Raw genomic sequence first — 4,915 nt, 5'->3', positions numbered from 1 at the left:
GGGCGCGAGCCCTCCGGTCCGGCGCGCCGCCGTGCGGCGGCACCGGACGGCTTGCGCCGTTCCGCTACCATGCGCTTCGTTCCCCTGTTAGCGGCAGGGCGCAAGCCCTGCGATCTCCTCGCGCCGCTTTGCGGCGGCACCGGACGGCTCGCGCCGTTCCGCTACCATGCGCTTTGCTAGAACGTCACTTGTTCTGGGTTGAATTCGACGATAGTGAAAGTCTCTTCAGTTGACGGCGACTGGGCATACTCTAGAATCGGCCCAATCGCGGTTGGCGACCAATCGTGATTCTCTCATCAAAGAAAGATTCTTGCGCCTGATGATCCGGGCACCTTGGGAAATTGTAGTCCCTGGAGAGTTCATCAACTGGCCGTAGCAAAACGGGCAACCGTTTCGCCCAACAGCATGACCGGCTTTGCTGTCGAATCGGCTTCGCTGCGGTAACGACTCATTCACGCAAGGAGATGATGATGTTATGCGCGCCACTTATGAAGGAGCAGAAACCAACGGTGCTAGAGAGTGACTTCAAACAAACGCAACAGGAAGAGCTTGGACAGATCTTGCTGCGGACGCTCGGCGAAAGTGGTCATACCCAACTCGCCAACGTCGCATGTGACTACTGCGACGGACGAATCGTGCTGTCAGGGCGAGTGACATCGTATTACCTGAAACAATTGGCACAGGAAATTGTACGAAAGGTCGACGCGACAGCGCCGGTCGAGAACCGCTTGCGAGTGATCGTCCCGAAGTGATGGACCGAACTCGTCCGTCACCGCACGTGTCTCGTTTTTTGTCTCGGGTTTGCGCTGTCCGACGCTTTGCGAATTCCCGCGGCGTCTCGTTCAGCGATGTTTTTTAAACAACGGAGTGATCGCATGCCTCAACTGAAGTTCTGCAAGACTTGTCCGATCTGTGGACGCAAAAGCTTGATCCCCATCCACTGCCTCGGGAAAAGCATGACTTGCGGACATTGCCACGGTGATTTCCGGGCCACCGACACCACCGGCAGCAGCAATGACGAATCGGAGTTGATGGATCGAGCGGAATCGCTGCTCGCCACCAGTCGCGATCCACACCGTCGCCCCGCTGTCTCACGACTGCGATTGTCGATCTAAACCCGCGTCCGACGGCAATGCAATGCGGGCCAGACACTCGTCGCGAACGTGTCCTAGGTGGCGGAATGACAGGATGATTTGAATTGGCAGAATAATACGGGGCAGAATGATGTGCTGTCCATTGAGTCCGCGGATCCAGAATCACGGGCTACGCCATCATTCTGCCTTCCCATCATTCTGCCGTTCCTCTGTCTCCAAGCCCGCCGCCCTTAGGCCGCCGTCTGGCGACGGCAGCTACGCGACCGGAGACAGCCATCGCCCGCTCGTTGCTTAGCGTCGCGGCTTGGCGAACTTGATTTTTTCAATCAATTTGACGACTTGATCGGTATCGTCTCGGTAGCCACTGACCGACGTGATCGCTTGGATCACGTAGGCATAGCGAAGGTTGTAATCGGTATCGATTTCGATCTCGGGGCCATCGTCATCTTCGGCCGGTTCATCGGTTCCGACCAAGCCGATCACGTTGGCGCGGAGCTTGGTGAAATCGGTGCCGAGATTGATTTCGTTGAGCGACATCGATGTCAATTTGCCATCATTGTCGGCCCGCAGACGCAGTTTCAGTGGCAGGTCCGTGACGTCGGAGGTGGCATTGCTGTCACCGGCCAAGGGCATCCGGACGGTGAAGTCGCCTTCCATTTCGACGATTTTGAACGTCATCACAAAGAACACGAGCAACAGAAACACGATGTCGATCATGCTGGTCATGTTCAACTCGTTCTTTTCGTGCTCGACCTCATGCCGCATTCTCATGATCGATCCTCCTTGGCGCGCAGCGCGAATTGCTCAAGTTGCTGATCTTGAGCGACGCGGATGATCTCTTGAACCTGGCCGGCCGCGACGTCTTGGTGACCACGTATGATCACGTTGGCGTCCTTGGGTGATTTCTTTTCGGCTCTCAAGACGGCCAGTTCACGGCGCAGTCCGGTGCTGAGCGTTTCGGTGGTGTAGCTGTCGCCGCCAAGAATGATCTCGCCGTCTTTGGCGACGTGCAAGATGATCGGAAACTCCAGCGGCTTTTCCGGCGGCTTGACTAATTGGCTGCTGGGCAACACGACCCGTTCGTTTGACTCGGTTTGCGAAAAGTTGATCAGCACCATGAAGAACGCGATCAACTGAAACGTCATGTCAATCATCGGAGTCAAATCGCCTTCGGCCAGGTTCGGCTTCTTGGACTTGACCTTCACTGCGCGCCGCCTCCGGGTTGAATGTCTTCAAAACGGCTCATCAAGTTTTCGCTTTGCACCCCGACTTCCAACAGCAACCGCGCGACCCGGTTTCGCAAGATGTTGTAGGCCGCGATGGCGGGGATGGCGACGGCCAAGCCGACCAGGGTGGTGAACAACGCGGTCGAAATCCCTTCGGCAAGCTGAGCCGGTTTGGGTGTTTGCGGGCTGGTGGCAATCACGCGGAACGATGCGATCATCCCTTGAACTGTCCCGAACAGGCCGATCATCGGGCTCAGGTTTCCGATCAGTGCCATGTAGCTCAATCGGTGCTCGAGCTTCATGCTCTCTTCTTCACCGACTTCCTGCATCCCTTCGATCGCTTTGTTGTAGCCCCGGGAGATCTTTGCCAGGCCGGCAGAGAGCACTTGGCCGAGGACCGATTCGTCGGTGCGAGCCATGTCGTAGGCTTCCTGAAACTGCTTCGCGTTGAGTTTCTCTTCAAAGCTTTCGATCAGTTCATTTGGGCACAGCGTCTCGCGGCGGGCGGCCAGCATGTTCATCACAAACAGCGAAACCAGTGTGACCGACAGCAGCAGGAAGATGATCAAATACGTGTAGCCGAGTGAATCGAGCACCCAGGTCAGCAGCGAATCCGATGGGGGCGGCGCTGTATCCCCGCCTCCGCCTCCGCCTCCGGGCGCGGCTCCATCCCCGATGACGCCTCCGCCGCCGGCGGGATCAGCGGCCGGCGCCGCGGCCTCTTCGCCGGGACCGGCGATGTCGGCGAATTCATCCATTGCCTCGTCTTGAGCCACCGCCATTCCAACCGGCCCCGAGACGCAAAACAGGACCGTGACGATCAACATCGCGGCCTTGACAACAACACTGGATCGGCTGGGGAGCCCAAGTACCTGGAGCGGGCCATACACGTTGGTCATCAACGACAATCTCCGAAAGAAAAGCTGGAAACTTGATGGGATAGTGGTGGGCAAACGACGCCTCGGGGCGCACACAGAGAAGCCCGACGGCGCCACGACACGACCTTAGAACAGAATAGTCTATCAGACGTGCTCAATCACCGGTCAACATCCTGCCGGAAACCGCAGTTTCGCGCTAGCCGCTGCCGCTCTAGTCGGCACGGCTCGCAAAACCCCGCAGCGTCCGATGCCCGCCCCATCGTCTTGGGCGGGGTGGATGAAGCATTAAACCACTAGGGAACTCTCGTTCCCCCAATGTCACCAACGGGATCGAAAATGGAGATCAGAATGCCAGCAGCAGACGGCTGGGCGCTTCCAACAGGCCGATCACGTCATTGAGGAACCGTGCTGCGGTGCCGCCGTCGACCAGGCGATGGTCGTAGGAAAGCGAAAGCGGCATCATCAATCTCGGCTGGATCGAATCGTCGGGCATCACGACGGGCAGCTTGCGGCTGCGGCCGACCAGCAGAATCGCGACTTCCGGGATGTTGATGATCGGCGTGGAATACTGCCCGCCGATCGCACCCAAGTTACTGATCGTAAACGATCCGCCGCGAAGGTCGTTGACGGCAAATTGCCCGCTGCGCACTTTGCCGGCCATTTCGGCCAGGGTTCGCGTCACACCGGGAACACTCATCCGGTCGGCATCCTTCATCACCGGGACGACCAAGCCACGGTCGGTATCCACGGCGATGCCGATGTTGACGTAGTCTTTGTAGATCAACTGCTCGTTTTCTTGATCGATCGTCGCGTTGATCGCCGGGTGATGCTTCAGGGCCGTCGCAACCGCTTTGATCAAAAACGGCATCGTCGTCAATTTCAAACCTTGCTTGGCGTAGTCGTCCTTGCTGGTCTGGCGAAGATGTTCCAGTTCGGTGATGTCGGCGTCATCGAAATTGGTCACCCGGGGAACGTTCGACCAGCTGGCGTGCATCTGTTTACTGATCGTCTTACGAATCTTGCTCATTCGTTCGACGTGAATCGAGCCGAAGTCATCCATCGCCGGCGTGCCGGGTCGGTCGGACCCCAAGGCGGCCGCCGGTTCCGCGGCGGCGGCGGCGGGCGCCGCTGGGGTGGCGGCGGGTGTTGCCGCGGCAGCCTGGCTGGCGGCGGCTTGGCCCGCCGATTGGCTGGCGGCACGAACGGCCGCCAACACGTCGTCACGCGTGATGCGTCCGCCCTCGCCGGTTCCCGTCACCCGCGCCAAATCGACGCCGACTTCGCGTGCAAAGCGACGGACCGCCGGACCGGCCGGAATCACGCCGCCTTCGCCATCGGAATCGGCCGGCTCGACCGGTGCCGCAGCCGACGCAGCGGGTGCAGCAGCAGGAGCGGGTGCGGGTGCGGGTGCTTGGGCCGGCGGTGCTGCGGCAGCGGGAGCGGGAGTCGCTGGGGCGGGGGTCGCCGCGGCAGGAGCGGGCGTCGACGCGGCCGGGGCCGGTGGTTCCGGCGTTTCAGCCTTGGGCGGTTCTGCCTGGGGTGCTTCCGCCTTGGGGGTTTCCGGAGCGGGTTCGGCGGCCGGTGCCGCGGCGCCCGATTCGGCTTCGACTTCGATCAACACGCCACCGATCGGCACCGTGTCCCCTTCGCTGACCGCGATCTTTGAAACCTTTCCGCTGACCGACGAAGGGACCGGGACGGTCGCCTTGTCCGTCTC

7 protein-coding genes are annotated in these 4,915 nt (G+C 60.0%); 3 read left to right on the top strand and 4 right to left on the bottom strand.

Features of this window, described 5'->3' with window-relative positions; translation table 11 throughout:
* The 3 genes from ABX749_RS21785 to ABX749_RS21775 all read left to right on the top strand — a co-directional run.
* Positions 1-180, top strand: a 180-nt coding sequence (locus ABX749_RS21785) for a hypothetical protein (protein ID WP_372897836.1), incomplete at its 5' end; no start/stop codon positions are given.
* A 329-nt stretch (positions 181-509) separates the two neighbouring features.
* Positions 510-752: a BON domain-containing protein gene (locus tag ABX749_RS21780; RefSeq protein WP_372897835.1), complete on the top strand. Its 243-nt coding sequence runs from the start codon at positions 510-512 to the stop codon at positions 750-752.
* A gap of 204 nt (positions 753-956) precedes the next feature.
* Positions 957-1,115, top strand: coding sequence for a hypothetical protein (locus ABX749_RS21775; protein WP_372897834.1), 159 nt, complete (start codon positions 957-959; stop codon positions 1,113-1,115).
* Positions 1,116-1,385: 270 nt separating this feature from the next.
* Here the strand turns inward: ABX749_RS21775 and ABX749_RS21770 are convergent, their stop codons facing one another.
* The 4 genes from ABX749_RS21770 to ABX749_RS21755 all read right to left on the bottom strand — a co-directional run.
* Complete coding sequence (locus tag ABX749_RS21770) at positions 1,386-1,865, bottom strand: biopolymer transporter ExbD (protein WP_259635494.1); 480 nt, start codon at positions 1,863-1,865, stop codon at positions 1,386-1,388.
* Complete coding sequence (locus ABX749_RS21765) at positions 1,862-2,299, bottom strand: biopolymer transporter ExbD (protein WP_095742184.1); 438 nt, start codon at positions 2,297-2,299, stop codon at positions 1,862-1,864. The genes ABX749_RS21770 and ABX749_RS21765 overlap by 4 nt, the downstream gene beginning before the upstream one ends.
* Positions 2,296-3,147: a MotA/TolQ/ExbB proton channel family protein gene (locus ABX749_RS21760; RefSeq protein WP_145222028.1), complete on the bottom strand. Its 852-nt coding sequence runs from the start codon at positions 3,145-3,147 to the stop codon at positions 2,296-2,298. Before ABX749_RS21760 ends, ABX749_RS21765 begins: the two co-directional genes overlap by 4 nt.
* Positions 3,148-3,541: 394 nt before the next feature.
* On the bottom strand, positions 3,542-4,915 hold a 1,374-nt coding region (locus tag ABX749_RS21755; protein WP_372897833.1), incomplete at its 5' end, for a 2-oxo acid dehydrogenase subunit E2.

It is taken from the genome of Stieleria sp. (assembly GCF_041595215.1).
Taxonomy (GTDB): domain Bacteria; phylum Planctomycetota; class Planctomycetia; order Pirellulales; family Pirellulaceae; genus Stieleria; species Stieleria magnilauensis.
Note: the sequence above shows the minus strand (reverse complement) of the source record. Positions and strands in the feature narration are given on the sequence as shown.